The following is a 24,046-nucleotide window of genomic DNA, read 5'->3' as shown; positions in this document are numbered from 1 at the left end:
GATAATTTACGGTGCTTTTGTGGGGCTGGATGGTTGAGATTGCGAATATTTAATATTCGGTGGTATTCCCGCCGCCGTGCGGGGCCGGTTGTGGACTAGGCTTGTGGTCAGGCCCGTTGGGTCATCTCAACGGCAGGTTGGGCCGTAGCCATTGAGGCGCCACCCAACAAACCGACCGAAAAAAAGGAGTCCATGATGCGTAAACTGATGCTTGCACTGATGCCGACCGTTGCCCTGACATTCCCTCTCTCAGCGGCGGCCGCAGACGGATTGGTCAAGGTGAAAAGCGAGCACCCGGTAGCTGCCACGGCCGACAAACTGGCTAATGCAATTACCGGCAAGGGCCTGAACATCTTTGCACGGGTGAACCACACCGAAGGCGCTGAAGAAGCGGGTATGGAATTACGTCCTACCGAACTCATCATCTTTGGCAACCCGAAGGCGGGTACACCGTTGATGCAATGTGCCCAGAGCGTCGGTATTGACCTGCCCCAGAAGGCGCTGATCTGGGAGGATGAAGATGGCGAGGTGTGGTTGGGCTATAACGACCCGGAGTATCTGAAGGAGCGGCACGGAATGGAAGACTGTGACGAGCCCCTGGAGAACGTTGGCAAGGTGCTGGAGAACTTTGCGGAAGTGGCAACCCAATAGGTCAGCCATTGCCCCGGCGCACTGCCTGGCGCCGGGGCTCCTCGTCAGAACCGCTCTGAGTTCTTGAGGGTAATCTGCTCGTTCAGGGTCCAGAAGTCGTACAGTACCCCGACGAAGAAAAGTCCCCCGGTAAACAGGTAAATGATCCCGGTAATCCACTTGCCCATGTACATCCGGTGGAGACCGAATACTCCGAGGAAAGTCAGCAAAATCCAGCTGATGTTGTAGCTCACCGGTCCCTGCTGGTAACGCAGGTCAGCCTCCCGGTCCATGCCGGGTATCAGCACCAGATCAATGATCCAGCCGATAAACAGTAACCCCAGGGTAAAAAACCAGATGGTGCCGGTGACCGGCTTGCCGTAGTAGAAACGGTGGGCCCCCAGGAATCCGAAGATCCAGAGCAGATAGCCCATAACCACGCTGTGGGTGTTGTTGAGGCGCTGAATATTCATCGGGTCTCCTTGATCCGTTCGGGGTTGGCCGTCAACACTCATCATAAAGCATTTTCCATGACCTGCCCCTGAAGCTATGCTTCTGTCATTCTTAAATTTTTTGCATGGAGGCTGGCGTGCGCATCCGTCGAAGCCTGAAGCGGTTGCTTTGGGGGCTGGGATTACTTGCCCTGCTGTTACTGGCCGCCTGGTGGCTGGCCAGGTCGCAGCTGGAAGCCCTGGGCGTGGAGCAGTTCGAGGTGTCGGGCATGGACGTGGGCTGGAACCGCCTCGCCTTCGATTCGGTCAACCTGACCTGGACAGGGGATGGCCGTTCGGTAGTCCTCGAAACTCTGGGACCGGCCTTGACCATGGATTGGGCCCACTGGCAGCTGGACCGGCTGGTAGCCCGTTCCGCCAGTATCCATCAGTTGGCGGCGGCAGGCCCGGAATCGTCCACGGCGCCCCGGGGCGCTGACGCGCTCCGGCTGACCCTGCCGGACTCGGTACCGTTCTGGTTACCCCGCCATTTGTCGGTGAATAACCTTGAGGCGAACTTTCCCTGTCAGGGGGACCAGTGCCGGTTCAGGGGCACCTTGCAGTTTGACCGCGATGACCATTCCGCCACGGCACAGGTGGATGCCACCCTGGCCCGTGGGGCACAGACCCTGACAATACAGGGCGATGTCCGGCTGGGTGACGGCGCTGCAACCACCCCGGGCGGTGACCTGCAGATCAGCGGCCTTTCCCCCTGGTTGGCCGGACTGGTCAGCAAGCAGTGGCAGCCGCTGCTTCCCCGATCCGCTGCACTCCGGTTTTCCCCTTCAGGACAGCCCGCCGCTGAGGGAAAATGGCCCATGGCGGTGACACTGACGACCGAAGGCGGGGCCACGCCAGCGTTCGAGGGTGAGCTGGCGCTGCACACCGGTGACGACTGGCGCCTGGAAGTGAACCGGGGCCGACTCACCGCGGCGGTGGAGCGGTGGCAGCAGGCCGGCTGGGTTCTGGACGGTTTGCGGGTGGACCTGCCGCTCAGTGGCCAGTTGGCGCCGGATAGTAGCCGTATGGAATTGCGGCCCGGGGCTGTTATCCGCGTGCAGCACCTGGACCCGCTGTCCACCGATGACCTGATGTGGCTGGACGATCTGGTGTTATCCGGAGAGGGGCTGGCGCTGGTTCAGCAGAACGGCCGGTTGCGGGCGGAAGGCCCGGTCAGGCTCAGCGCCGGCCAAGTCCGCCATGACGCCCTGATTACCCAGGGCTGGCAGCTTGCGGCTGCCCTGACGTTGGCCGGTGAACTGAACACAGAGGGTACGCTGACAAACGACGTCGGCGCGAAACTGCCTCTGTGGGTTCGCTACCTGCCAACGGATGGAGTGCAGGCTGGTGTGTCCATGACGCTGAACGCCGGTAACCGGGCCAATCAGTTGGCTAAAACCCTGGAGGCCTGGCCGGACTCCCTGACCCTTGAGGAGGGCGAGGCGCGACTTGCCGGTGAGCTGACCTGGCGTCCCGAAAGCCCACTTGCTGCAGGTGCTACCCTGGACTTCGCAGGGGCTTCGGGCCTGTATGAGGAAATGGCCTGGCGGGCGCTTTCGGGGCAGGTTCAGGTGAACCTGGCGAATGACCGGCTAACCATCAGCACATCGGATCTTGAATTGGGGGAGCTTAACCCGGGTATGCCCATCGGCCCGGTCCACCTGGCCGGTAGCTATGGTGCCGACCTTGCCGTGCCCATGACTGGCCAACTGGTTCTGGACAGGGCCGAGGCCGGGTTTTCCGGGGGCACTCTGAGTATTGCACCGCAAAGCTGGCAGCTGGAGCGAATGCCCGTCAGGGTACCGGTCACGGTGCAGGGGTTGCAGTTGTCGGACCTGATGGACCTCTACCCCACCGAGGGTCTGGCCGGCGAGGGCACGCTGGAAGGTGAGCTGCCACTGATCATCAGTGACCGGGGCATACGCATTGAACGTGGACAGCTGTCGGCGCTGCCCCCCGGAGGGCGGCTGCAACTGCCCGCGGACAAGCTGCAGGCCATGGCGGCCAGCAACGAAGCCATGGCCCTGGTCACCCGTGCCATGGAAGACTTTCACTATGAACGGCTGGAGAGCGGGATCAGCTACTCCGAAGACGGCACCCTGGTACTGGACCTGCAGCTTCGTGGCAACAGCCCCGGGGTGGACAGCGACCGCCCGGTGGTGCTCAATATCAACCTTGAGGAAGATATACCGGCATTGCTGACCAGCCTGCAGCTGAGCGGTCGGGTCAACGAGGCAGTCACCGAAAGGGTCCGCGAACGTTTGCAGCAGGACGGTGTCGATACCCAATAGTCAGGTCTTCGCCATGGGGCGAGGCCGGAACAGGCAAGGAGAGACCATGATGGCAAGAACCCGAGCGGGAGCGGCAGTGGCCGCGGTGTTGCTGGGCAGTCTGATGGCCGCCTGCACACCAACCGTGCAGATGGCGGCGCCCAAGGAGCCGATTACAGTCAACCTGAACGTGAAGATCCAGCATGAGATCTACGTGAAAGTGGACCGGGAAGTGGACGAACTCTTTACCGACCAGGGCCTGTTCTGAGCCCGGTCAGCATGGTTTCAAGGAGCTGCATGATGACATTGTTCAAATACGCTACAGCCGTACTGATGGCGCTGATGCTGGCACTGCCGGCGGCTGCCCTGTCCCTGGATGAGGCCAAGAGCCGCCTTGAAAGCGCCAAGAGCGAAGGGCAGGTGGGTGAGATGCCGACAGGCTATCTGGGCGTGGTATCCGAGGGTGGTGAGGCGGAAGCCATCGTTGAGGCGATCAACGAAGCCCGTCGCGCTGAGTACGCACGCATTGCGGACAAGCATGATATCCCTGTCACCCAGGTCGAGGCCGTGGCCGGCAAGAAGGCCCTGGAGAAGACGCCTTCAGGTCAGTTTATCCAGGTAGACGGACGCTGGGTGCGCAAATAGCGACAGTTGGTCAGCGCGGCGTGTGGACGCAAGACCAGCCTGCGCGCCTCTGGTAATTATTCCTGTAGGCAGCTATCTTCACAGATGCGAGAGTCCACGGATAAGCGTCCGTGGGCTTGCTGAACAGGAGCCTCATAATGAAAACAATAACAGATCAGCTGGCCAACTATGCCAGCTACCACCGCGACAGACGCAACATCATCACCCATTTCATTGGCATCCCCATGATTGTGGTGGCCATTGCCATACTGCTGGCCCGTCCCGCATTCGAGGTCGCTGGCATCACCATGGCACCCATCTGGTTCATTGCCCTGGCAAGCGTGCTCTACTACCTGGTCCTTGACCTTCGCTTTGGTATTGTCATGGGCGTGCTTATGGCCCTGGCGGTCTGGGCTGGCATGCAGGTGGGGGCGATGTCCACTGCCGCCTGGCTGACCTGGGGCATCGGGCTGTTTGTGGTGGGCTGGGTGGCCCAGTTCATCGGCCACTACTACGAAGGCCGCAAACCGGCCTTTGTGGACGATATTGTGGGACTGCTGATCGGTCCTCTGTTTGTGGTGGCGGAGGCGGCCTTCGGGTTCGGGCTCTGCAAATCCCTGCAACAGGAGATCGACCGTCGCGCAGGTCCAGTCCATAACGGTCAAGGCGGAACCGCGGCCAGCCACTGAGCACCTGGTACTGCCCCCCCACCCCGGGAGCCCGGAGTCTCTCAGGGGTGGAAAACTCCATTGATTGTATCGATATTTCACCGGCCTCCCGGTTTCCGCCGGACAGGCTGTTCTGAACCCTTTTACTGGAAGCCAAGATGTCTCCGACACCGGAACGCCCGAATCTGCTGATCATGGTGACCTGCGGGCTGCTCACCAGCCTGGTGGTCATTGCCTTTGCCCGTATGGCCTATGGGGTCATCCTGCCGCCCATGCGCGCAGACCTCGGTCTCAGTTACCAGCAGGCAGGAATACTCGGCACTATCACCGCCCTGGGCTATCTGTTGTTCGTGCTTGCCGGGGGTGTGGCTGCCGCCCGTTTCGGGGCGAAGCCCACCATCGTGTTTGGTTTGATTTCGGTAGCGTTGGGGTTTGCCGGGCTGACACTGGCGTCCCATTACTGGCTGTTGCTGGGGCTGATGGCCTTGCTGGGTTTCGGTACCGCTTTCAGCTTTGCGCCAATGGTGTCACTGCTGGCCACCTGGTACCCGGAAAAACGGGGGCTGGTGATTGGCCTGATGACCAGCGGCGTGGGTATGGGGATGTTGCTGGTGGGAGCGCTGGTTCCCCTGATGACCAGCCTGTTCGGTGATAATGGCTGGCGGGTCAGCTGGGGCCTGTTTGGTTGCGTGGCGGTCATCGTAGCGGTGCTGATTACCGTCTTCGCCAAGGACCCGCCGCGATTGGCTGCCAGCTCTGGAGAGACACCACCCTCGGACGACAAGTGGTTGATTTACCGGAATCATCGGGTAGTCACCGTGGCGACCGTTTATGGCATTATTGGCGTGACCTACATCGTTCAGGCCATCTTCATGATCAGCTTCATGGTGGAGGAAGGCCATGCTGAGTCCACTGCCGGTGCCTTCATGGCCATGATGGGGCTGATGTCCATTGCCGCGGGCCCCCTGTGGGGCTGGCTGTCGGACCACTGGGGTCGTGGCAACGCGCTGACCGCCTCGCTGGCCCTGGTAACCCTGGCCATGGGTCTGCCGCTGATTGACCAGTCACTGGCGACCTTCTTCCTGCACTTCCTGGTCATGGGGCTGTCGGTAAACGGCATGTTTGCCCTGATCCAGGCCAGTGCCACGGACCAGGTGGCGCCCAGGTACATTCCCATCGCGTTCAGCTTTGTGACGGTATTCTTCGCTTCCGGTCAGTTGGTGGGGCCGGCGGTGGCCGGCTGGCTGATTGAATTCAGCGGGGGCTTCCGGGTGGCGTTCGGCTTTACCTTTGTGGTGCTGCTGGCGGGTGTCTACCTGACCCTGCGTATCCGACGCTTTCCCGCCGAAGTGGCGGTAGGGGCGCCGACCACCAGAGACTAAGCCCGCAGCCCCGGGTCCCGTTCAGGCGCTTTGCGGCTCGCTGGTCCAGGGCGCCCGGCTGGCCACCCGGTTTCGGCCTGCATCCTTGGCCTCATACATGGCCAGATCTGCCTGGCGGATCAGGTCGTCGGGGGGAACCTCACAGTAGCTGCAGGCCACTCCGGCGGACAGGGTCACCGACAGCAGGTTGTCCCCCACCGCCACTGGCGTCTTCTCGAACATGCGCCGGTAGTCCTCCGCACGAGCTTCGGCGGCCTCCAGCCCCGTGCCCGGCAGCACCACCAGGAATTCCTCACCGCCGAAACGGCAGACGATATCGCTGGCCCGCGACAGGGTGCTCAGTACGGCGGCCAGCTGGTTGATCACCAGGTCCCCGGTGCTGTGGCCGTAGCGATCATTCACCGCCTTGAAGTGGTCCAGGTCGATCAGTACCAGGCTCAGGGGGTCGCTCTGCCGCAGGCAGCGGGTCATTTCCCTGTGCAGGCTGTCCTCCAGGTAGCGGCGGTTGTACAGCCCTGTCAGCGGATCCCGGTTGGCCTGCTCCTGCAACTGTTCCTGCAGCTGCCGGTTTTCCTCGATTTGCTGTTTAAGCTCCTGCTCCGTCTGGCGCTGTCGTTCACGGGCACCATGCAGGGAGTGATTCCGGCTGAACGATACATGGCCCACCATCAACAGGTACATGGAAATGGAGCTGATAGCCATCAGTGTGGTTAGCCAGTGTGTCGCGGGCTGCCACCAGAAACCGGCGAACAGCCCGCCGGCCACGATGCCCCCGGCAAGGCCGGCCAGGGCCTGGAACATGCCAGGCAAACCCCGGAACACGGTCAGGTTCATGGTGATGCTGATGGCAAGAATGAAAGTGATCCAGACCGGGAAGCCAAGGCCGGCGATCCACAGGCCGAAAATGATCGAGTCGATCACCAGGTTGTTGAATTCCGAGTGCATGGAGTCGGCAGACTGCCGGGCTCGGAGGTAAGCCAGCTGGGGCCACACCAGAAAGCTGACAGCCAGGGTCGGATAGAGCCAGGGCGAAAGACCCTGCAGCCAGACATGACTGGCGAGGGTCAGGAACGCCGCCACAAAGGACAGGCTCCGGTTGCGCCGGTTCATGTTGACGACCCAGTGAGGCTGGGGGCTGGGGGTGTGACGGCTGACGGACATGAGCAATACGGCCTGCTTCCACTACAATCCGGATATGAAATACCGCATTCCCGCGGTTCAAGTGTCCCAGTATAGGACAGGTCTGACGAATTTGTGCGCAATTTTTCGGGATAATCCGTAGCTGGATTGCGTGTTTTTTCCTCGCCCCTGAGAAGGAGCTCAACGGTGGATCTGGAGCAGCTTTATCAGCAGCATTCGCGGCAGGTTCTGGCAACATTGATACGCCTGACCGGCGAGTTTGAACTGGCGGAAGAGTGCCTTCAGGAGGCCTTTGCAGCAGCCCTCACCCAATGGCCTGCCGAAGGCGTACCTGGCAACCCGGTCGCCTGGCTGGTGCGTACCGGGCACCACAAGGCCATTGATCACATTCGCCGGCAACAGACCGCCCGGCGTCACAGTGAACAGCTGATCCAGGAGCCGCAGAATGAAGCCGACCACGGGGCGGCCATTTACCAGGATGACTTGCTGCGCCTGGTTTTCACCTGCTGCCATCCGGCCCTGGGCCGTGAGGCCCAGTTGGCCCTCACCCTGCGGGAAGTCTGCGGCCTCACCACTGAGCAGGTCGCCCGTGCGTTGCTGCAGAAACCAGCAACCCTTGCCCAGCGCATTGTCCGGGCCAAGCGCAAGATCCGTGAAGCCGGGATACCCTACGAAGTGCCGGATCAGCGGGAATTGCCGACCCGCCTGCCACCGGTACTGCAGGTGATCTATCTGATGTTCAACGAGGGTTACAGTGCTACCGAGGGGGCCAGGGTGGTGGATGTCAGCCTGGCAGCGGAAGCCATACGGCTCGGCGCGATGATGTCCCGCCTGTTGCCCCGGCCGGAGGTATACGGGCTTCTGGCCCTGCTGTTGCTGCAGGATGCCCGGCGGGTCGCCCGCCAAGACGACACTGGCAACCTTGTTCCCCTGGAAGAACAGGACCGCTCCCTCTGGGACCAGGGTCAGATCGATCAGGGGCGCCACTGGCTGATGCGGGCTCTGGCCCATCCTGACCCGGGACCTTATACGCTCCAGGCTGCCATCGCCGCGTCCCATGTCGATGCGAAAGACGCCGCCTCCACGGACTGGGCCGAAATCGCCGCGCTATATGGTCTGCTCTACCAGAAGTGGCCAACGCCGGTGGTGGCCCTCAACCGGGCCGTGGCTATCGCCATGCGGGATGGCCCGGCGCATGGGCTGGCGCTGCTGGATCAGCTGGCCGCCGACAAGGTCCTGCAGAGCTATCACCTGTTCCATGCTGCCCGGGCCAATCTCTACCGGCGAAGCGGCGACCGGGGCAGGGCCCGGCAAGCCTATCAGCAAGCCCTGACCCTGGCCCGGCAGGAGCCGGAGCGCCGTTTCCTGCAACGGCGCCTGGACGAACTGTCTCTGTCTTAAAAAATGATCGGTACTGTCGAAATCCGGTGTTGTGGTTCGACTTGAAGATAATCCGGGGCTGGAACAGTGCCCGGTTAACTTTCAGACGAACGACAACCAGGGAGGCCAGACAATGAAATTCATGCTGATCAGACGGGGTGACGAAGACACCGAGGCCGGCAAGCTGCCATCGGAGGATATGCTGCAGACCATGTCGGACTATAACCAGAGGATGGCCCGGGCCGGTGTTTTTGTCTTCGGGGAAGGGCTGAAACCCAGCCGTGAGGGCTGCCGCATCGATTTCCACGATGGCCGGCCGGAAGTCCGTCGCGGCACCTTTGCAACGCCGGATGAACTGATTGCCGGTTTCTCCATTATTGAAGCCGACTCCCTTGAAGAGGCCATCGAATGGGCCTGCCAGTGGCCCACCATGGATCGGGACGGGAATACCCGGCTGGAGCTGCGACGCTTCTATGAGCTGGAGGATTTCCAGACAGGTCCGGCGCTGGAGAGCCACCGCCAGCTGGGAGAACGGTTGGCGCGCCAGCCCAGCCAGCTTAACACCCACCTGGTCTTCAACGGCCAGTGCCGGGACGCACTGAATTTCTATGCTGACGTGCTCGGAGGCGAGGTGGAGGCGATGCTGCCTTTCGCCGGGACCCCGGCAGCAGATGACGTGCCGGAAAGTTTTCGTGACCGGATCATTCACGGCGCGGTGAATATCAGTGGTCGTCGCCTTATGGGTGCAGACATGACCGGAGAGTGCTACACCCGGCCCGCCGGTACCCGTATCCAGCTGGAGTACGACGACATTGCTGCCGCAGAAACGGTCTTCGGCCGGCTGGCGGAGGGTAGAGTAGTGGATATGCCGTTTGCGGAGACGTTCTGGGCGGTGCGATTCGGCATGCTCACCGACCGGTACGGCATTGGCTGGATGATCAATTGTGGTACCAAAGACGGGGACTGCGGACCACCGACCAGCGTAAGTTGAGTCGGGATAATGACCTGCCAGTGGGAGATGCCTATGAAATACGTGGCCCTGGTGTACTACCAGGAAAGCACCATCAATGACATGAGCGAGCAGGCCTGGCATGACCTGAACCAGGAATGCCTGGGCTGTGTGGAGAAACTGACGGAGGGAGGCCATTACCTGGCCGGACAGGCGCTGCAGCCGGTGGAAACGGCCACAACGCTGAGGGTCCGCGATGGTGAAGTGCTGCTTTCGGATGGGCCCTTCGCTGAAACCAAGGAGCAGCTGGCGGGTTTCTACCTGCTGGATGCCCGGGACCTTAACGAGGCCCTGCAACTGGCCAGCCACATCCCGCCGGCGCGCCTGGGCAGTATCGAGGTGCGACCAGTGCGGGAGTTGCCGCCCAAAGACGAGGAGACTGAGTCATGAGTTACATCGATGGTTTTGTCGCGGCTGTACCCACAGCCAACCGGGACAAGTACGTGGACCACGCCAGCGATGCCGGTGTGGTGTTCAGGGAATACGGCGCGACGGAGTTCGTGGAATGCTGGGGCGACGACGTGCCTGATGGCGAAGTGACGTCCTTTCCCATGGCCGTAAAATGCAAGCCGGACGAGACCGTGGTGTTCTCGTGGATCGTGTGGCCCGACAAGGCCGCCCGGGATCGGGGCATGCAGCAGGTGATGGAAGATCCGCGCCTTCAACCGGACACCAATCCCATGCCATTTGATGGCAAGCGCCTGATCTACGGTGGTTTTGAGGTGGTGGTCAGGCAATAGAACGGAGCCCTGTATGTCTCATCGGTAATTCTACAACCCTTTAAGTCTTGCCTTCCCGGTGCAATATTACTTGAGATACTTTGCCCGGGGGGCGGATTCTCCAGGCCACGGCTTCGATTCGGAGCCGATGGTATCGGTGCCCCCGGATATGCTCAGCCATTCCCAGGGAGGCACCATGAAAAAATCACTATCCGCTGCCATTACCACCATGTTGCTGATCACGTCGTCGGCCTGGGCTGCCTCTCCCGAAGGCCAGTCTATCCGTCCCACGGGCGACAATATGCCGGAGAAGAGCCCGGAGGAACAGGCTGATGCCCAGCGTGACAATCGTGACGAAGAGAGCCGGGCCGGCCAGCGGGGCGAGCGCATGAAAGAAGAGCATCGCCAGGAGCGCCAGGAGCAGCGTGAAGATCGTGCCCGGAAGGATGAACGCCATGATATGAAACGAGAAAAAAACAAAAAGTAATAATGACTTAGTGGTCATTTAATCCTAATTTTCTCGCAATGTTCTGACCGGCGGATAGCTGGCAGAGTGAACCCTGCAAGTCATTCAATGACAGACAGCAGGAGTTCAATATGAAGACATTGACCAGACTTTCCATCGCAGGTGCTTCACTGATTTTTGCCGCTTCACTGGCCCAGGCAAACCCCCAGGCAGGGCAGAGTGGGCAGGCCGGCGCCCAGAGTGAAGATCAGCGCTATGAGCAACAGCAGCAAGGGGCCCGGCAGGGAGGCGCGACGGGTCAGTCCTCCGGCGCAATGGGCGACTCCCAGGGCTCAGCCGGCGGTCAGGCCGGCAGTGGTCAGGGTTCCATGGGAGGTCAGCAGAGTGGCCAACAGGCAGGTGGCCAGCAGGGTGGCATGAGTGGTGACCAGCAAGGGACCAGTCCGGGCCAGTCAGGCTCCACGGCCGGAACCTCCCCCTATGAAGATCGTGAAGACGAGGATGCCGAATAAAGCGTCCTGAGTGGCACAGGGTTACCCCTGTGCCGCAGGCCACATTGATTATCCGCTACCGTTCTATTTGATGGCTACCGGGTTCACCGGGGAGCCGGTTCCCTGCTCCACTTTCAGGGGCGCAGCCACCAGCATGAAGCTGTACTGACCATCCTCGGCGCTGTCTGCCGCCAGGTCATCCAGCCACCAGATTTCCGACAGTACCACGCCCATATCACGCATCAGTGCGCCGTGCAGCGGGATGATATAGGTTTCACCGTCGATTTCCTGGACCACCTTCTCCACCGCAATGTTGTCAGTGGCGATCATTGGAGTTTCCATCTGGTCCAGCCAACTCAGCAATTCATTGCTGTGGCAAAGGCCCGGTTCGTTCATGGCGTTCCATTCCTCGTCGGGCTCTTCCTCCCAGAAGCGTGCAATGGAGCCGGTACGGATCACCAGGATGTCCCGCTTGTTGATGGTGGTACCCTGGGCTTCGGCCGTGGCTTCCAGGTCTTCCAGATTGATGCAGGTGTCCGTTGGCAGGCGGTGCAGATCATCGCTGCCCATATGCCGACCCACATCGAGCAACACGGCCCGCCCGACAATACCTTTCTCACCGATTTCACCGACATCCGCGTGGGTATGGCCATGCACAGAGGTCTTTTCACTCTTGCCGCCGTAGATCTGGTCGCCATACCAGGCATGGGCCAGGCCATCCACGTGGGTGGTGCCCTGCAGGTACATGAAGGCCACGTCATCGGAGTATTTCATGCCACCCGGTGCAGGCTCAGCCTTGCCGGCCATATAGACGCCCGCATCGGTTGCCATGAAGTGCTGGGTTGGCACCCGTCCGGGGAATACCGGGCCGGAGCCTGAGGTCATGGGAATCTGCAGCGTGAAGGTCTTGCCGCTTTTGATGGTGCCGGCACCGTTTTTGACTTCGGTTTCACCGAGGTAGTTGAGGGCGCCGACCTGATCGTCTTCACCCCATTTGCCCCAGTTGGTGGGAGCCTCGCCTTGCAGCTTCTCCATGGCCGTTTGTTGGGCGATCGCCACGGTCGACAGACCGGCAATGAGGGTTCCTGTGCACAGGGCCAGGATGGATGGTTTGAAGGGCATGGTTGTTCTCCTTGTTGCTTGTTTGTTGTTGTGATTAACCACCGGCAGTCGTTACCGCCGGTGGGTGGTGCAAGGGAGAAAGTGGTAGCCTGAGTGTAGTTGTTATTTACGGAATGTCAGTCGAACAGAACCACCTGTCGCACTGCCTTACCGGCAGCCAGTTTCTCGAATCCTTCGTTGATCTGGTCCAGGGTCAGGGTGTCACTCAGCAGTTTGTCCACCGGCAGCTTGCCCTGACGGAACAGGCTCACGTAACGGGCCACGTCCCGCACCGGCACGCAACTGCCCACGTAACTGCCCTTGAGCGTGCGTTCCTCCGCCACCAGGCTGACCTGCTGCAACGCCACCTTCTTCTCCGGATGGGCCAGGCCTCCGGTCACCGTGGTGCCGCCGCGGCGGGTGATCTGATAGGCAAACTCCAGGGCTTTCTCGGAGCCGGCCATTTCGATGGCGCAGTTGACCCCGCCGTTGGTGAGTTGCTTGATCTTCTCCACAACGCCTTCTTCACCGGAGTTAAAGGCGTGGGTCGCGCCCAGTTCCTTGGCCAGGGCCAGCTTGTTGTCGTCCAGGTCGATGGCGATCACCTCGCTGGCGCCGGCCACCAGGGCACCCAGTACACTGTTCAGGCCCACACCACCCAGACCCACAACGGCCACGGTCTGGCCGGCCTTGATATCAGCGGAGTTGATGGATGCGCCCACGCCGGTCAGTACGGCACAGCCAAACAGGGCCGCGTGGTGCAGGGGCAGTTCCGGGTCCACTTTCACCAGGGAATCCCGGGACACCACCGCATGGTCCGCAAAGGCCGAAACCCCAAGGTGATGGTTGATCGCGGTGCCATCAGGCCGGTGCAGGCGATGTTCGCCGCTCACCAGGGTGCCGGCGTTGTTGGTCTTTGCGGCAGGTTCGCACAGGGCCGGACGACCTTCGGCGCAGGGCTCACAGTGACCACAGCTGGGTACAAAAACTGCGACTACGTGGTCACCGGGCTTGAGGTCGCGAACCCCGTTGCCTACTTCCTTGACGATGCCGGCAGCCTCGTGCCCCAGCGCCATGGGCACCGGTCGTGGACGATTGCCATCAATCACCGACAGGTCCGAGTGACACAGGCCGGCAGCCTTTATCTGTATCAGCACCTCGCTGTCACCGGGCGGATCGAGTTCCAGTTCCTCGATGACCAGGGGCTTTGTTTCCGTGTAGGGCCGCTCGGTGCCAATGGCATGAAGTACGGCAGCACGAATTTTCATGGTTGTTCTCCTTGTTCGGATTGGTCAGTAGTCGGTCAGTCCCGATGATTCTGACCTATCCCCGCGACCTTGTGAAACAGCACCCCGCTCGATACGCGAGGTGGTGTCCACCAGGTCGGCCGAATGGCTGTCGTCGGATTCGGCGATCAGCACGGTAAGGCCTTCGCCCCGCAGGTCGGCAATCACCGACGACAGCCGCTTTGCCAGTACCGGCGCCACCCCCTCAAAAGGCTCGTCCAGCAGGATCAGCTCCCGGCCCGGGATCAGGGCCCGGCCCAGGGCCACCAGTTTCTGCTGACCACCGGAGAGCTGCAGCGCCTTGCGCTCGCCAAAGTCGGCAATTTCCGGCATCAGGGAATAGACCCATTTCAGGCGGTCTTCGCCATCCCGGATCTTGTTGGCCCAGGCCGGCATCAGCATGTTCTCGGTGACTGTCAGTTCCGGGATCAGGCGCCGGTCTTCCGGCATGTAGCTGATACGCATTCGGGCCCGGCGGTGGGACGGCATTCGGGTGATATCTTCGCCCTTGAACACAATGGTGCCCTTGTCGGCAGGCAGCAGCCCCATGATGGCGCGGATCAGGGTGGTCTTGCCGGCCCCGTTGTGGCCTATCAGGCCGGCCATCTTACCCGTGGGGATGGTCAGGTTGACGTCTCGCAGGATACTGATGCCCTCGATGGAGACGTCGAGATTGGATATTTCAAGACTCATATCAGGCGTCTCCTTCGGGTTCTGCAGGCGTTTTCTGTTTGCCGGTGACCAGCTCCTGGACCTGCTCATCGGCCAGTACCTCTGCCACCGGGCCATCCTTGATCACCACACCACTGGCAAAGGCCAGTACCCTGGTGACATAGCGCTGCACGATCTCCATATCGTGTTCCACGAACAGAACCGTCAGCCCGCGGGCCCGCACGGCTTCCATAACGGTGTCCATCAGCGTGTACTTTTCTTCCATGCTCACCCCGCTGGTGGGTTCATCCAGCAGCAGCATCCGTGGGTTACCCAGCATGGCGATGGCAATGTCCAGCAGCTTGCGGGCCCCCTGGGGCATGGCCGTCACCATTTCGTCCCGGTACTGGGTGATGTTCATCTGCGTGAGTATGTCTTCTGCCGCCTTCAGGCGCTCGGGGGTATGCACCGGACGCAGCATCTGGAACTGCTTGTGCTCCGCCGCCGCCAGGGCAATGGCCAGGTTGTCGATCACTGACAGCTCGAGGAACAGCTGGGGAATCTGGAACGAACGGGTCAGGCCCTTGCGCATCAGCTTGCGGGGGCCAAGGCCCTTGATGGGGCTGCCATCAAAGGAAATAGTACCTTTCGAGGGTGGCAGGTAGCCGGTGACCATGTTGATAAACGTGGTCTTGCCGGCCCCGTTGGACCCGATTACCCCGACAATTTCCCCTTCGGTAATGGTGACGTTGATGTCTTCGGCGGCTGTCACGGCACCGAAATAGCGGGACAGTCCCTCGGTTTTCAGAATCTCGGTCATGAGGCAGCCCTTTTCTTGCGGGTGAACAGACTCCAGATGCCTTTTGGCAGGAACAGGATGATCAGCAGCAACACAATGCCCAGGATCATCTGCCAGGCGTTGGGGGCCAGCTCAACGGCGTAGGTTCGTACCATGGTGAAGATCAGTGCCGCAATGAACGGTGCTGCCACATGGCCGGTGCCACCGAGGATGGCGATGAACACGAACTCGCCGGAAATGGTCCAGTAGGCCATGGTGGGGTCCACGTGGCCGGCCGCCAGTGCCGCCATGGAACCGCCTACCGAGCCGATGGCTGCGGCCAGCACATAGTTGATATACAGCACCTGCTGGCGGGAGATGCCCATGTACTCCACCCGCACTTCGTTCTCGCGGATGGCTTCGCAGGCCAGGCCGATGCTTGACCGGAAATACCGGTTAAGAAACAGCGCCGCAGCCAGCCCCAGGGCAATGGCCAGCATCAGCGCGGTGGTACTGCCTTCACCACCTTTCGGGTCGATCCAGAGCAATGTCCAGTCCTTCACCCCGAAGCCGTCGGTGCTTCCCAGGCCGTGGCTCTTGACGAGAATGCCATAGAGAATCATGGAAAATGCCAGCGACAGCATGGCGAAGAATATCTCCCGGTACCGGGTAACCAGCAGGCCAAGCAGCATGGCAACGGCAACCGTGACCACAACACCAAGACCGATAAGCAACAAGGCATCGGTAATGCCCAGGAAACGTCCGCCAAGGCCGACGGCGTAGCCGCCCAGGCAATAGAACAGCCCCTGCCCGAACGATACCAGCCCGGCTCGCATCAGCATCACGACACCCATCACCACGAGAGCGGTGGAAATGGCCAGGGTCAGGGTAAATACCAGCCAGTTGGGACTGAACTGGGCAACGACGGCAACGGCGATGGCTACGCCGATCAGTGACAACTCGGTTTTGTCCAGCTTCATCATATTTTCCTCGCGACCGCCTGCCCAAAGAGCCCGTTGGGCCGGAAAATCAGAACGCCAGCCATGACGGCATAGATGATGAACAGCTCAAGCTGGGGCATGGTGTGAATGGAAGTGGCCCTGGCCAGACCCACAATGATGGCGCCAATGGCGGCACCGGTAATGCTGCCGAGCCCGCCGGTGACGACGACGGCAAAGGCCAGGACAATGACTTCGATACCGATACCCGGTACCACGGAAATGATAGGGGCGGTGATTCCGCCGGCAATCGCGCCGAGGGTGGCGCCGATCATGAAAGTCACGGTGAACATGCGGCCCACGTTCACACCCATGGCTTTCGACACTTCCCGGTCATGGATGATGGAGCGCAGGATCTTGCCGATGCGGGTCCGCTCCAGCCAGAACCACAGGCCAGCGCCGATTACGATGGATACCACCAGGACCATCAGGTCATAGCGGGACACCGTCAGTACGTCGATATTGATTCGCCCCATGGCGGCGTATGGCTGGTAGGCGAAGTAGGGTGTCGTGCCCCAGACCAGCTTCATGACGTCTTCAAGGATCAGCAGTACCGCAAAGGTGATGATCAGCATCAGAATTTCATCGCGGCCATACATCAGGCGCAGCAGGCCTCTCTCTATGGCGAGGCCGGTTATTGCACCGATAGTCACGGCACACACCGCAATGATGGCAAAGGCCATCCACAACTGGTCGCCCCCGCCGGCGTAGTACCAGCCCAGGGCCGAGGCGGCGGCATAGGCACCCAGGGCATAGAGGCTGCCGTGGGCCATGTTGAGAATGCGCATAACACCGTAAATGACGGTCAGCCCGGCGGCTACCAGGAACAGCCAGGAGGCATAGATCAGCCCGTCAATCAGTATCGCCCAGACGGTTAACATCAAGGGTTACTCCTGTGTGTGAGTGCACCGGTGGCGCGAACGCCACCGGTGATCAATTGAGTGAATGGATCAGTCGCAGCTGGAGCCCGGGAACCCCTCCTTGATCCACTCCTGGGCGTTATAGCCGTCCGGTGCGGACACGCAGTCGCCCGGGTAGGATTTGACGTTGCGCAGTTCGCCCTGGCCATTCTCGAAGTGGTATTCACCATAGAGCATGGGCTGAACGGCCTGGTGACCGTTGGCCAGCGACATGCTGACGGTGCCGCTGACGGATTCGAACTCGGCACCCTTGAGGGCCGCAGCCAGTTCTTCCGACGTGGGTACGCCATCGGCGCCGGAGTTGTCCGCGGCGAACTTCAGCGCCAGGATGGCCTGGGCGGCCTTGGAAGCCGGGTAGCTCGGCGGTGTGCCATGTTCTTCCTCGTAGGCCTTGTTGAACCACTCACTGAGGTCGTTTTCCGGCATGAAGCCGCCGAAAGGTCCACGGCCGCCAAGGATGGTGCCGTTGGGCGCCTGTCCGTCAAACCGGTGCAGGCCGGACTCGCCGGTGGTCAGCAGGGCGGTAGCCTGGGCCAGAAGGCCACGGGCATTGGCCTGGGCAACAAAGGATTCCATATCGCCACCCCACATGGACGAATGGATGATTTCCGGGCGGTTGGTCTGCAGTGCTGAAATTTCGCTGCCATAACTGCCCTGGAACAGTTGTGGTGTCTGGTTGTTGACCATTTCCGCTTCGGGCATCAGCTGTTCCATGGCCAGCTCGAAGTCCTGCCAGGAGTCCTGGCCCCAGGCGTAGTTCTGCTGGATGCCGGCGATGCGGCTGGCGTCCGGACGGGTATCCGCCAGGTAGCGGGCTGCCCCCACGTTATCGGCCACCGCGTCCAGGCCGGTACGGAAGACGTACTGCGGGTCCTCCAGTTCCTCAAACATGCGGGAGGTACCGCAGTCGAAGGCAATGGTGAACGTCTTCATTTCTTCCGCCACCGGGCCAACGGCCAGGCAGTCACCAGACGAGATATAGCCGATAACCGCGTTGACCTCCTGACGCTCCACCAGGTTACGGTACTCCTCTACCTGCTTGGTGGGGCCGCCGGCTTCGTCCACTTCCACCATTTCCAGGGTCAGACCGTTCACCCCTTTGGAGTCATAGGGGGCGGGCAGGGTGCCTTCGTTGATGGCTTCCACCACCAGCTTGGCGCCCTGGGAGGCGGGTACACCGAAGGGACCGGACGCGCCGCCGGAGAGAAAGGTGACAAAGCCTACCTTGAAGCTGTCCTCGGCGTGGGCAGTTGTGGCCAGGCCCACCATGCCTGCGGAGGCGAGGGCGACAGAAGTTGCCGTGCTCAACAGGGTTTTTTGCCAGATGTTTCGTTGTTGGGTTGTTTTCATTGCGTGCTCCTTGGTTGTTTTTGTGCGCTTACGGATGCTGCATGGGTTTCGGGGTTTTCGGCGGCTAGCCGCCGGTTTCTCCACGTCGCTTTCGGATCAAAGCGGGCGAGGGTTTGAGGGATTCTGCATCGTAAACCCGCCACTCCCCCAGCAGGACCTGTGCCGGCGGATAGCGGTCATCGGGCACGGGGGTGCCGATGGCCTGGGCCTGCACGATCTGGTGGGTTTGCGGATCAATGTAGGAGGTAAAGCCTGCAGGGTCTTTGGGCAGGGGCACTTCCAGCCCCTCCAGGGCCGTGATCATTGCCCGGGTATCGCTGACGTCTCCGGCCAGCCGGATCGCCCGGGCAATGGCCACGATGCCTGCATAGGCCCCCTGGGCGGAATAACTGGGGTAGCGGCCGGAAAGGTCATGGAAGCCCTGCACAAACTGATGGTTGCGGTCAGTGTCCGGCCAGTTGACATGATGGCGTGCCGACAGGATCAGTCCGGATGGCGGCTCCGACCCCAGGGCCACCAGGGTTTCATAGTCACCCCCGGTATCGAAGTTGGCGACCCTCATATGACGGAACAGGCGGGTGGTGCGGGCCTGCTCGAGAAAGGCGGTAAAATCTCCACCCCACAGGCCTACCACCAGGATATCCGGCGGGTTCTCCAGCAGAGACTGGATATAGAGGGAGTAGTCCGGCTCGTACAGCCGTGGCCAGTAGGTGCCGGTCTGTTCAAAACGGACACCTTCAAGGGCCAGGGCCTGCTGCAGGTCCCGCCAGGCAACCCGGCCGTACTCGTAGTCCGGCCCCAGGAACGCCAGCTTCCGCCAGTTGTTTTCCGTCTGCAGCTCTTTCAGGTAGCGGGCACCGGCGGCATGGGAGGTCCAGGTATCGCTGGACACCCGGAAGTAGTAATCGTGGCCTTCTTCCAGCGCCGCACGGGAGGAGGCATGGTCAGTGCCGATCAGGATCACCTGCCTTTGCCGGGCCAATCGGCTGACCGCCATGCCCACACCGGAGCTGACGATGCCGCAGAGGATGTCAGCGTTGTCGTTGCGAAGGAAGTCCTCGGCCATTCTTACGGCAAAAGAGGCCTTGGAGCGGGAGTCATCGACGATGACGCGGAGACTGGGGCTTCGGGGGTCGCTGGCCAGTTCCTGCAGTGCCAGACGAATGGCCACAATGCTGTCCCGGCCATAGCTGGCGGATCGCCCGGTCATGGGGTACATGCACGCCACGGTGGCGTCTGCCTGGTCTGCGGGGGCGCCCAGCTCCACACGACCCACCGGCGCATCGGCAGGCACCGCCATGGCTGGCAGTGAGGCCAGAAGACACAGCAAGGCGATCGCACCGCCACCGAGGCGGCCGATACAGGCAAGGAATGTTCTGGTGTCGTTATGACGATGGCGGGTGAGGGTTCCCGGCACGTCGGCCTCCTGATCCGGGTCGGCCCGGTATCGGATGATCGATTGTTATTGTCCTGATCCGGGAAACCTGTAGCAAAACAGGGACCAACCACTCGGGTGGCATTCTCAGCGGCTACGGGAGAGTATGAGCGGTAGTCTGAGCGGTTTCCGCTCGTTTTTGCCGGCTGGTTAGAGCGGTTTCCGCTCAGTCAGGTCTGCAGAAGGCCCAGGCGTTGCAGGCGGCGCTTGAAAGCATGGCGGGACATGCCCAGCTGTTCCGCGGCCTTGCCCTTGTGGCCGCCCGTCTGGTTCAGGGCCTGGCGGATCATCTGGCGCTCCGTATCCTCAAGCTGCTGCTCCAGCGAGGCGGGAACGGAAGGACGGGTGTCGGAGCCGGTGATGAGACCCGGGCCCGCATGAAACTCGTTGGGCAGCTGCTCAGGACGGATGCGCTGGCCAGGGTGCAATATGGTGAGCCGCTCCACCAGGTTGCGCAGCTCACGTACGTTGCCCGGCCAGCCATAGGCCTGCAGCCGTTCCAGGGTCTCCGGGGGAATGGTCACCGGCCGGCAGCCTTCCTCCCGGGCCTGGGCTTCGATAAACCTGTCCAGCAGTTCCTGCAGGTCTTCGCCCCGTTCCCGTAATGGCGGAATGGTCAGTTCAATCACATTAAGGCGGAAGTACAGGTCTTCCCGGAAGCGTCCGGCGCGGACTTCCTCTTCCAGGGACCGGTTGGTGGCGGCGACCACCCGGACATCCGCCGTATGGCTGACGGTGGCGCCCACTGCCCGGTAGTCCCCGTTTTCCAGGAAGTGCAGGAACTTGGCCTGCAGTGGCAGTGGCAGTTCGCCGATCTCGTCAAGGAACAGGGTGCCGCCATGGGCCAGGCTCACCAGGCCGGCCCGCTTCTGATGGGCCCCGGTGTAGGCGCCCTTTTCAGCGCCAAACAGCTCCGCCTCAATCAGCTGTTCCGGCAGCGCAGCGCAGTTGATTTCCACAAACGCACCGTCTGAACGGGGGCTTTGCTGGTGAATGGCGCGGGCGACCACAGCCTTGCCGGTGCCGGATTCGCCCAGCAACAAGACCCGGCCAGTGCTGCTGGCGGCGACCCGCTGCACCGTTTCCCACAGGTTCTGCATGGCCTGGCTGGAGCCCACCAGGCCGGAGGCGTTGGCGCTGCGGTTGCGGTGGTAATCCAGCTCCTCCCGCATGCGGGTGCGGTCGGTCACAGCGTGAATGATGTGCAGCAGTTCGTCCAGGGCGAAGGGCTTGGTGAGGTAGTCGGTAGCGCCGGCCTTTACGGCCTGGACGGCGGCGCGGGTATCGCCGTGGGCGGAGATCATGATGACCGGTAGCCCTGGATAGAGGCGGGTGACTTCCGCCAGCACGTCCATGCCATCCATACCCGGCAGCCGCAGGTCCAGCAAGACCAGGTCTGCCGGTTCATCCGCCAGCATCGTCAGGGCGGCTTCGCCGGTGTGGGCGCTGCGAGTGCGGAAACCGGCTTCGCCGAGGGCGAAGGCCATGGAACGGACGAAACTCTTCTCATCGTCAACGATCAGGATCTGTGAGCGCATCATGGTGCTTGTCTGGTGATTGTTCTTTTGGCTGTCCACTCTTCCCCAGCTTATCACTGTTTGCCACCGGCAGGGTGACCGAGACGGTGGTGCCCTCGCCCGGAACACTGTGGATCTGCAGGTCCCCGCCGTTGAGCTCGATCAGCTGGCGGGTGATGCTCAGGCCCAGACCGGTGCCTTCCTGCCGCGTGGTGAAGAAGGGCTCGGTCACCCGTTGCAGGGTTTCGGCGTCCATGCCGCAACCGGTATCAGTGATATCCACATTGATCCGGTCCCCATTGCGAAAGGCCCGCAGGTGCACGGTCCCACCCTGGCTGCAGGCCTCAATGGCATTGGCCAGCAGGTTAACCAGGCACTGAATGATCTGGTCCGGGCTGGCGTATACGGCCAGCCGTGAGTCGCCGGTGGCGGAGATGGTGACCTGGTGCTTGTCCGCCAGGCCGGAGGTCAGTACCGTTGCGTGGCGAAATACCCGCCGGATATCCACGGCCTGGGGCTCGCCGGCCACGGGGCGTCCGTAATCCAGCAGGTCTCCAACCACCCGGTTCAGGCGATCGATTTCCTCCTCCACGGCCACCAGCAGGCCCCGTCGCTGGTCATTGGGTTCGCCTTTTTCCAGGGCCTGCACCGTGAGCTTGATGGTGGCCAGGGGGTTGCGGACCTCATGGGCCACGCCAGTGGCGAACTCCCCCAGCACCGCCATCTTCTCCGCCTGCACCGTGCGACCAATCATGTCCTGAAGCCGGTCAGCCATGGCGTTGAAGGCGTGGGCGAGTACGTCGATTTCGTCCTTGTCGTTCCTGGGGGTTTGCAGCCGGAAGTGCAGGTCACCACTGGCGAGGGTCTCGGCTCCGTCCACCAGTCGTGTAACCCGGCGCCGCAGACTGCGGGCCAGTGCCCAGAACAGGGCCACCGTACCCAGGGCCATGACCCCGGCGAGGGCATAAAGCCCCCACTGGGCGCTGCGCAGGGGGCTGAGGATATCGCCGGCGGCCACCTGGTAATCAATCCGCCAGCCCGGTAGCACCTCCGGGCCCTGCTGCAGGTCGTCCGGTGTTGCCTGCACCGGGTTTCCCGTGGGTTCCAGCAGGTCGCCCGCCGGGGTTCTCAGGTAGGGGCGCAGTACCCCTGCCAGGTTCTCGGTGCGCATGAGTTCAGTCAGGGAAGCCAGCCGCACATGCAGCCCGACGGCGCCGGCTACCTCCTGCCGGCCCGAATCGCGCAGTGGCTGGCGGATCAGCAGCCAGCCGGGGCCTGAATCGCTGGCCCTGCGAGGGCCGATAATCTCACTGTTGCCCAGCGTGATCAGCGGCAGTCCGCGCACGGTCCAGTTGGCACGGTCCCAGTAGGGTGCCCCGGACGCTGCCTGGCCCGGCACTACCTCGGTGAGTTCGTCGCGGTTATTGAAGAACAGGATGCCGTACAGATCCGGCGAGTCCGCCTCCACCCTCACCAGTTCCCGCACGCCTTCCGGCACCCCGTCACTGAACGCCAGGTACAGGGGCATGGAGGGATGGGTAGACAGGGTTTCCAGCTGGTAGATGCGATTCTCGATGAAGTTGGTCAGCCGGTTGGCGGTACCGGCCACCTGGGCTTCCAGCCGTTCCCCGGCCAGCCGCTCGGTCACGGAGTCGGCAACAGTGGCGTACAGGCTGCTGAGAATGGCCACCGACCCGACAATCAGGGTCAGGGAGAGTAGCGAATAACGTCCTACCAGGCTGAATCTGGGTTTCATGGCCAGTCTCGTCGTTATTTTTATCGAAATACGATAATATTTTTATACATTATGAGAAAATAAGGGGTCAGACAGCATGTCAGCAGCAGGAGAATCCTCGGGTAATGCCCGTAAATCGGCCACCGGGAGCACTACCCTGACCAGAGCCTGTGTGTTACTCAGGGCTGTGTCCACCGTCTTCCCCACCGGCGGCAGCCTGTCCAATATCGCCCGGGAAGTGGGCATGAACACCGCAACAGCACACCGTCTGCTGACGGCTCTGGCCGGCGAAGGTCTGCTTACTTTCGACCCCTATGCCAAAACCTATCACATCGGATTCGACCTGCTGCGCATGGCAGAGTCGGCCCAGGAGGTTGCGCCTGACCTGAGGTTGCGACATGCCCTGCAACCAGTGCTGGGTCGGATCGCTGCCAGAACTGAAGATTACACCTACCTGAGCATACGGGCGAACCGGGATGCAGTGTGCATTGATGTGGCCGAAGGCACCTACCCGGTCACGGCCAATACGCTGGTGGCCGGTTCACGAAGGCCCCTGGGTATCGGAGCGGCGGCTGTCGCCCTGCTTGCAGCCTTGCCTGAGCGGGAGGCGAGCCGCGTCATGGAGTTGAACGCCCCCCGTTATCCCCGGTATTCAGGTATTACCCGTGAAGAAGTCGAACAATGGTTGGACCAGGCCCGGGAGCAGGGCTACTCGGTTAATGAAGGGCGTATCGTGCCCGAGGTATCTGCGGTAGGCGTGGCTTTCTCAGAACCGGGCTCCGCCGATTACGCGGCCATCAGTGTTGCGTCTGTCACTTCACGGATGAGCGAGGCGCGACGGCGAGAGGTATTGGCGATTATTCGGGAAGAGGTGGGTAACTGGCGTCGGGGGCAGGAATAGGCCCGAGTCTTTCTTCTCACTATGCGGTAAAAACTTACAGCATATTGATAAAAATTTGACTGGGGAGGTTGCCAGCGGCTAATTTGTTTACGGGTCTGAAATGT

General features: G+C 61.5%; 25 protein-coding genes. 13 read left to right on the top strand and 12 right to left on the bottom strand.

Going from position 1 to position 24,046, the window contains the following annotated elements:
• The first annotated feature begins 192 nt into the window (after nucleotides 1-192).
• On the top strand, nucleotides 193-651 hold the full coding sequence (locus ACESMZ_RS13105; RefSeq protein WP_372972755.1) for a DUF302 domain-containing protein: 459 nt from the start codon (nucleotides 193-195) through the stop codon (nucleotides 649-651).
• Nucleotides 652-695: 44 nt separating this feature from the next.
• Here ACESMZ_RS13105 and ACESMZ_RS13100 read toward each other — a convergent pair whose 3' ends face one another.
• A complete protein-coding gene (locus ACESMZ_RS13100) occupies nucleotides 696-1,103 on the bottom strand; it encodes an NINE protein (RefSeq protein ID WP_372958475.1) in 408 nt (135 codons plus the stop codon).
• A 116-nt stretch (nucleotides 1,104-1,219) separates the two neighbouring features.
• Here ACESMZ_RS13100 and ACESMZ_RS13095 point away from each other — a divergent pair, with 116 nt between their 5' ends.
• The 5 genes from ACESMZ_RS13095 (at nucleotide 1,220) to ACESMZ_RS13075 (ending at nucleotide 6,065) form a co-directional block, all read left to right on the top strand.
• A complete protein-coding gene (locus ACESMZ_RS13095; protein ID WP_372972754.1) occupies nucleotides 1,220-3,412 on the top strand; it encodes a YdbH domain-containing protein in 2,193 nt (730 codons plus the stop codon).
• A gap of 46 nt (nucleotides 3,413-3,458) precedes the next feature.
• Nucleotides 3,459-3,659 (top strand): YnbE family lipoprotein, encoded by a 201-nt coding sequence (locus ACESMZ_RS13090; RefSeq protein ID WP_372958473.1) that lies wholly within the window; start codon nucleotides 3,459-3,461, stop codon nucleotides 3,657-3,659.
• A gap of 32 nt (nucleotides 3,660-3,691) precedes the next feature.
• Nucleotides 3,692-4,036, top strand: coding sequence for a YdbL family protein (locus ACESMZ_RS13085; protein ID WP_372958478.1), 345 nt, complete (start codon nucleotides 3,692-3,694; stop codon nucleotides 4,034-4,036).
• A 137-nt stretch (nucleotides 4,037-4,173) separates the two neighbouring features.
• Complete coding sequence (locus ACESMZ_RS13080; protein ID WP_372958472.1) at nucleotides 4,174-4,704, top strand: DUF962 domain-containing protein; 531 nt, start codon at nucleotides 4,174-4,176, stop codon at nucleotides 4,702-4,704.
• A gap of 137 nt (nucleotides 4,705-4,841) precedes the next feature.
• Nucleotides 4,842-6,065: an MFS transporter gene (locus tag ACESMZ_RS13075; protein WP_372972753.1), complete on the top strand. Its 1,224-nt coding sequence runs from the start codon at nucleotides 4,842-4,844 to the stop codon at nucleotides 6,063-6,065.
• A gap of 21 nt (nucleotides 6,066-6,086) precedes the next feature.
• Here the strand turns inward: ACESMZ_RS13075 and ACESMZ_RS13070 are convergent, their stop codons facing one another.
• A complete protein-coding gene (locus ACESMZ_RS13070) occupies nucleotides 6,087-7,226 on the bottom strand; it encodes a diguanylate cyclase (RefSeq protein ID WP_372958470.1) in 1,140 nt (379 codons plus the stop codon).
• Between the two features lie 165 nt (nucleotides 7,227-7,391).
• Here ACESMZ_RS13070 and ACESMZ_RS13065 point away from each other — a divergent pair, with 165 nt between their 5' ends.
• The 6 genes from ACESMZ_RS13065 to ACESMZ_RS13040 all read left to right on the top strand — a co-directional run bounded on the left by ACESMZ_RS13065 (nucleotide 7,392) and on the right by ACESMZ_RS13040 (nucleotide 11,291).
• Nucleotides 7,392-8,606 carry an RNA polymerase sigma factor gene (locus ACESMZ_RS13065; protein ID WP_372972752.1) on the top strand — a complete coding sequence of 405 codons (1,215 nt, stop codon included), beginning with the start codon at nucleotides 7,392-7,394 and terminating at the stop codon, nucleotides 8,604-8,606.
• Between the two features lie 112 nt (nucleotides 8,607-8,718).
• Nucleotides 8,719-9,576 (top strand): YciI family protein, encoded by an 858-nt coding sequence (locus ACESMZ_RS13060; RefSeq protein WP_372972751.1) that lies wholly within the window; start codon nucleotides 8,719-8,721, stop codon nucleotides 9,574-9,576.
• A gap of 33 nt (nucleotides 9,577-9,609) precedes the next feature.
• A complete protein-coding gene (locus tag ACESMZ_RS13055) occupies nucleotides 9,610-9,984 on the top strand; it encodes a YciI family protein (protein WP_372958467.1) in 375 nt (124 codons plus the stop codon).
• Nucleotides 9,981-10,334 carry a DUF1428 domain-containing protein gene (locus ACESMZ_RS13050; protein WP_372958466.1) on the top strand — a complete coding sequence of 118 codons (354 nt, stop codon included), beginning with the start codon at nucleotides 9,981-9,983 and terminating at the stop codon, nucleotides 10,332-10,334. Before ACESMZ_RS13055 ends, ACESMZ_RS13050 begins: the two co-directional genes overlap by 4 nt.
• 175 nt (nucleotides 10,335-10,509) lie before the next feature.
• On the top strand, nucleotides 10,510-10,800 hold the full coding sequence (locus ACESMZ_RS13045; protein WP_372958465.1) for a hypothetical protein: 291 nt from the start codon (nucleotides 10,510-10,512) through the stop codon (nucleotides 10,798-10,800).
• A gap of 110 nt (nucleotides 10,801-10,910) precedes the next feature.
• Entirely contained in the window at nucleotides 10,911-11,291 is a 381-nt protein-coding gene (locus ACESMZ_RS13040; RefSeq protein ID WP_372958464.1) for a hypothetical protein, read from the top strand.
• Nucleotides 11,292-11,354: 63 nt separating this feature from the next.
• On the opposite strand, the gene ACESMZ_RS13035 is transcribed toward ACESMZ_RS13040, so the two are convergent.
• The 10 genes from ACESMZ_RS13035 to ACESMZ_RS12990 form a co-directional block, all read right to left on the bottom strand.
• Nucleotides 11,355-12,392, bottom strand: a complete 1,038-nt coding sequence (locus ACESMZ_RS13035; RefSeq protein WP_372958463.1) for a cyclase family protein — start codon at nucleotides 12,390-12,392, stop codon at nucleotides 11,355-11,357.
• Between the two features lie 116 nt (nucleotides 12,393-12,508).
• Entirely contained in the window at nucleotides 12,509-13,639 is a 1,131-nt protein-coding gene (locus tag ACESMZ_RS13030; protein ID WP_372972750.1) for a zinc-dependent alcohol dehydrogenase family protein, read from the bottom strand.
• Nucleotides 13,640-13,663: 24 nt separating this feature from the next.
• Nucleotides 13,664-14,350: an ATP-binding cassette domain-containing protein gene (locus ACESMZ_RS13025; RefSeq protein ID WP_372958461.1), complete on the bottom strand. Its 687-nt coding sequence runs from the start codon at nucleotides 14,348-14,350 to the stop codon at nucleotides 13,664-13,666.
• 1 nt (nucleotide 14,351) lies between these two features.
• Nucleotides 14,352-15,128: an ABC transporter ATP-binding protein gene (locus tag ACESMZ_RS13020; RefSeq protein ID WP_372958460.1), complete on the bottom strand. Its 777-nt coding sequence runs from the start codon at nucleotides 15,126-15,128 to the stop codon at nucleotides 14,352-14,354.
• Nucleotides 15,125-16,069, bottom strand: a complete 945-nt coding sequence (locus ACESMZ_RS13015) for a branched-chain amino acid ABC transporter permease (protein WP_372972749.1) — start codon at nucleotides 16,067-16,069, stop codon at nucleotides 15,125-15,127. The genes ACESMZ_RS13020 and ACESMZ_RS13015 overlap by 4 nt, the downstream gene beginning before the upstream one ends.
• On the bottom strand, nucleotides 16,066-16,965 hold the full coding sequence (locus ACESMZ_RS13010) for a branched-chain amino acid ABC transporter permease (RefSeq protein WP_372958477.1): 900 nt from the start codon (nucleotides 16,963-16,965) through the stop codon (nucleotides 16,066-16,068). Before ACESMZ_RS13010 ends, ACESMZ_RS13015 begins: the two co-directional genes overlap by 4 nt.
• A gap of 69 nt (nucleotides 16,966-17,034) precedes the next feature.
• Nucleotides 17,035-18,354 carry an ABC transporter substrate-binding protein gene (locus ACESMZ_RS13005; RefSeq protein WP_372958458.1) on the bottom strand — a complete coding sequence of 440 codons (1,320 nt, stop codon included), beginning with the start codon at nucleotides 18,352-18,354 and terminating at the stop codon, nucleotides 17,035-17,037.
• Between the two features lie 64 nt (nucleotides 18,355-18,418).
• Nucleotides 18,419-19,771, bottom strand: coding sequence for an ABC transporter substrate-binding protein (locus tag ACESMZ_RS13000; protein WP_372958457.1), 1,353 nt, complete (start codon nucleotides 19,769-19,771; stop codon nucleotides 18,419-18,421).
• Nucleotides 19,772-19,959: 188 nt separating this feature from the next.
• Complete coding sequence (locus tag ACESMZ_RS12995) at nucleotides 19,960-21,330, bottom strand: sigma-54-dependent transcriptional regulator (RefSeq protein ID WP_372958456.1); 1,371 nt, start codon at nucleotides 21,328-21,330, stop codon at nucleotides 19,960-19,962.
• Entirely contained in the window at nucleotides 21,302-23,062 is a 1,761-nt protein-coding gene (locus ACESMZ_RS12990) for a sensor histidine kinase (RefSeq protein WP_372958455.1), read from the bottom strand. The genes ACESMZ_RS12995 and ACESMZ_RS12990 overlap by 29 nt, the downstream gene beginning before the upstream one ends.
• A gap of 76 nt (nucleotides 23,063-23,138) precedes the next feature.
• On the opposite strand from ACESMZ_RS12990, the gene ACESMZ_RS12985 reads away from it, so the two are divergent.
• Nucleotides 23,139-23,942: an IclR family transcriptional regulator gene (locus ACESMZ_RS12985; RefSeq protein ID WP_372972748.1), complete on the top strand. Its 804-nt coding sequence runs from the start codon at nucleotides 23,139-23,141 to the stop codon at nucleotides 23,940-23,942.
• The last annotated feature ends 104 nt before the right edge of the window (nucleotides 23,943-24,046 follow it).

Source organism: Marinobacter sp. (assembly GCF_041690615.1).
Taxonomy (GTDB): Bacteria; Pseudomonadota; Gammaproteobacteria; order Pseudomonadales; family Oleiphilaceae; genus Marinobacter.
This window is presented reverse-complemented; position numbering and strand designations above follow the sequence as displayed.

What these genes read in the sequence shown, in the direction of transcription:
- ACESMZ_RS13105 (WP_372972755.1), top strand. Translation starts at nt 193, where the DNA reads ATGATGCGTAAACTGATGCTTGCACTGATGCCGACCGTTGCCCTGACA.
- ACESMZ_RS13090 (WP_372958473.1), top strand. Translation starts at nt 3,459, where the DNA reads ATGATGGCAAGAACCCGAGCGGGAGCGGCAGTGGCCGCGGTGTTGCTG.
- ACESMZ_RS13080 (WP_372958472.1), top strand. Translation starts at nt 4,174, where the DNA reads ATGAAAACAATAACAGATCAGCTGGCCAACTATGCCAGCTACCACCGC.
- ACESMZ_RS13060 (WP_372972751.1), top strand. Translation starts at nt 8,719, where the DNA reads ATGAAATTCATGCTGATCAGACGGGGTGACGAAGACACCGAGGCCGGC.
- ACESMZ_RS13015 (WP_372972749.1), bottom strand. Translation starts at nt 16,069, where the DNA reads ATGATGAAGCTGGACAAAACCGAGTTGTCACTGATCGGCGTAGCCATC.
- ACESMZ_RS12985 (WP_372972748.1), top strand. Translation starts at nt 23,139, where the DNA reads ATGTCAGCAGCAGGAGAATCCTCGGGTAATGCCCGTAAATCGGCCACC.
- ACESMZ_RS13075 (WP_372972753.1), top strand. Translation starts at nt 4,842, where the DNA reads ATGTCTCCGACACCGGAACGCCCGAATCTGCTGATCATGGTGACCTGC.
- ACESMZ_RS13050 (WP_372958466.1), top strand. Translation starts at nt 9,981, where the DNA reads ATGAGTTACATCGATGGTTTTGTCGCGGCTGTACCCACAGCCAACCGG.
- ACESMZ_RS13085 (WP_372958478.1), top strand. Translation starts at nt 3,692, where the DNA reads ATGACATTGTTCAAATACGCTACAGCCGTACTGATGGCGCTGATGCTG.
- ACESMZ_RS12990 (WP_372958455.1), bottom strand. Translation starts at nt 23,062, where the DNA reads ATGAAACCCAGATTCAGCCTGGTAGGACGTTATTCGCTACTCTCCCTG.
- ACESMZ_RS13030 (WP_372972750.1), bottom strand. Translation starts at nt 13,639, where the DNA reads ATGAAAATTCGTGCTGCCGTACTTCATGCCATTGGCACCGAGCGGCCC.
- ACESMZ_RS13035 (WP_372958463.1), bottom strand. Translation starts at nt 12,392, where the DNA reads ATGCCCTTCAAACCATCCATCCTGGCCCTGTGCACAGGAACCCTCATT.
- ACESMZ_RS12995 (WP_372958456.1), bottom strand. Translation starts at nt 21,330, where the DNA reads ATGATGCGCTCACAGATCCTGATCGTTGACGATGAGAAGAGTTTCGTC.
- ACESMZ_RS13055 (WP_372958467.1), top strand. Translation starts at nt 9,610, where the DNA reads ATGAAATACGTGGCCCTGGTGTACTACCAGGAAAGCACCATCAATGAC.
- ACESMZ_RS13100 (WP_372958475.1), bottom strand. Translation starts at nt 1,103, where the DNA reads ATGAATATTCAGCGCCTCAACAACACCCACAGCGTGGTTATGGGCTAT.
- ACESMZ_RS13040 (WP_372958464.1), top strand. Translation starts at nt 10,911, where the DNA reads ATGAAGACATTGACCAGACTTTCCATCGCAGGTGCTTCACTGATTTTT.
- ACESMZ_RS13045 (WP_372958465.1), top strand. Translation starts at nt 10,510, where the DNA reads ATGAAAAAATCACTATCCGCTGCCATTACCACCATGTTGCTGATCACG.
- ACESMZ_RS13020 (WP_372958460.1), bottom strand. Translation starts at nt 15,128, where the DNA reads ATGACCGAGATTCTGAAAACCGAGGGACTGTCCCGCTATTTCGGTGCC.
- ACESMZ_RS13070 (WP_372958470.1), bottom strand. Translation starts at nt 7,226, where the DNA reads ATGTCCGTCAGCCGTCACACCCCCAGCCCCCAGCCTCACTGGGTCGTC.
- ACESMZ_RS13025 (WP_372958461.1), bottom strand. Translation starts at nt 14,350, where the DNA reads ATGAGTCTTGAAATATCCAATCTCGACGTCTCCATCGAGGGCATCAGT.
- ACESMZ_RS13010 (WP_372958477.1), bottom strand. Translation starts at nt 16,965, where the DNA reads ATGTTAACCGTCTGGGCGATACTGATTGACGGGCTGATCTATGCCTCC.
- ACESMZ_RS13005 (WP_372958458.1), bottom strand. Translation starts at nt 18,354, where the DNA reads ATGAAAACAACCCAACAACGAAACATCTGGCAAAAAACCCTGTTGAGC.